Source organism: Enterobacter sp. T1-1 (assembly GCF_000710795.1).
In the GTDB taxonomy this organism is placed as follows: domain Bacteria; phylum Pseudomonadota; class Gammaproteobacteria; order Enterobacterales; family Enterobacteriaceae; genus Enterobacter; species Enterobacter cloacae.
Genome location: NZ_JALW01000082.1, coordinates 1 through 1778, shown reverse-complemented (window position 1 = coordinate 1778; position 1778 = coordinate 1). Strand labels below are relative to the sequence as shown.

General features: G+C 52.0%; 1 protein-coding gene. It reads left to right on the top strand.

From position 1 onward, the window contains the following. Nucleotides 1-453 precede the first annotated feature (453 nt). Nucleotides 454-1778: hypothetical protein (locus tag AK59_RS0121855; protein ID WP_156037813.1), on the top strand; the 1325-nt coding region annotated here is incomplete at its 3' end.

The following is a 1778-nucleotide window of genomic DNA, read 5'->3' as shown; positions in this document are numbered from 1 at the left end:
AGCTGCCTGTACGGCAGTGCACTGAAAGCAAAGATCGCTATCGTATTGTCATAAAAGAAAATAATCAATTCTGATGCCTTTAACCCTTTTTTCTACTCATTCAGTTCATCGATAATAAATCAACAACTTACAAGGCCTTCCCTAAATAGGGTTTTGACGCATTTCGTCAGGACAGACCTTTCAATACCCCCTTGCGTATTTCTTCACAAATGATCTTTACGATGAAGTCCGGGCTCCCCACCTCAACCTGTTACGCAGACAACTCAAAAATAAATAGTTAAAAATCAATATATTAAAAATTTCTCATTTTTCTGGCGAAGCCGGGCGATCTGATTATACTTTCTGAACGAACTCAAAATACTGTATATATGTACAGTAAAATTGTGTTCCGGGCAGGACGTTGCCTAACGCTGGGCAACGCCCGTTATGCAGGTTACCCCGTGGAGATACACCATGAACCCTGTCGTGAATACTTATCTCGCCGCCCCTAAAGCCGCTATCACACACTTCGACTCTTCTCAATCCGACTCGCTGCCGTTTCCGGTTCCGTCGGGTGAAAGTACAGTGCATGCGTCGTTACCGCTCACGCCTGCTCTACCGCAGGCGGTCAATGGTCCCATTAACATCATGACCCTCGCCTCCCCCTCACCCGATTATATGTGGGGAGTTACCTGGACCGGCATTACCTATATCAGTACCAGCGGTAATGCCTTTACACCCGTAGCACGCCTTCCCGTTCCGGGGCTGACTCAGTTCCCCATAGACCTGCTGGTGACACTACTCACCCAACCTCTGGATTCACCTGGCGTGATCGAAGGGATCTCTTCTCAACTCTCACCGGTTACCCCTTCCGGGGGAATTAACAGTGCCTATTGCCTTGTGGATAACACCAATACCTTGTTCGCTAACTACGGCACAAAAGTCTATGCCGTTGGGTTGAATGTTCCTGATTTACCGTTATTGGGGATAAGCATTAGACGCACGCTGGATACCTCGGCATTTATTCCGGAAGGACAGGCCATCACAGGTCTTGTGTTGACCTATGACGGGAATCTGGTTGTGCTGGGCACGCGGTCCATTTCGGTCGTTTCGCGCACCTTCTCTGGCCCGGTGCATACCCTGACGCTGGGAGCTGATGAGTATGTTTCAAACTCGGCGGCGGTAGATGAACACGGCGGTATTTATGTCGTCTCGGATAAGCTGATGCATAAAGTCGTCTGGACAGGCAGCACGCTCTCTGCCGATCCGGCCGATGGCGCATGGGTAAGTTCTTATCCCACCGGTGATACCTACCCGACCATCTTCGGCTCGGGTTCAGGGGCTACGCCGACATTAATGGGGTTCGGCAGCGATGCCGATAAGCTGGTAGTGATCACCGACGGTAAGAAGCGAATGAGTCTGGTGGCTTTCTGGCGCGATGCGATCCCAACCGGGTTTAGCGAGCGCATTGCGGGGATCATCCCGGTAACCTGCGGTCTGCCGCTGAGCACTGAATACATCCAGAGCGATCAGTCCGTGGCGATTCAGGACTACGGTGCCTTTGTGGTCAATAATGTGGGCGCAGGCACCGGTACGGGAGTCGCCCTTACCGACGCGCTGGCGCGCGGCCCGATCCTTGATTCCCCTCAGGGCGTTGAGCGCTTTGCCTGGGATCCCGTCAGTCACAGCTGGAGTTCAACCTGGAGCCGGGCTGATATCTGCTCCAATACCATGATCCCGGCCATCAGCTCTGCGAGTAATACGATTTATACCAGCGGTTACTATCGCAATAACGGCGG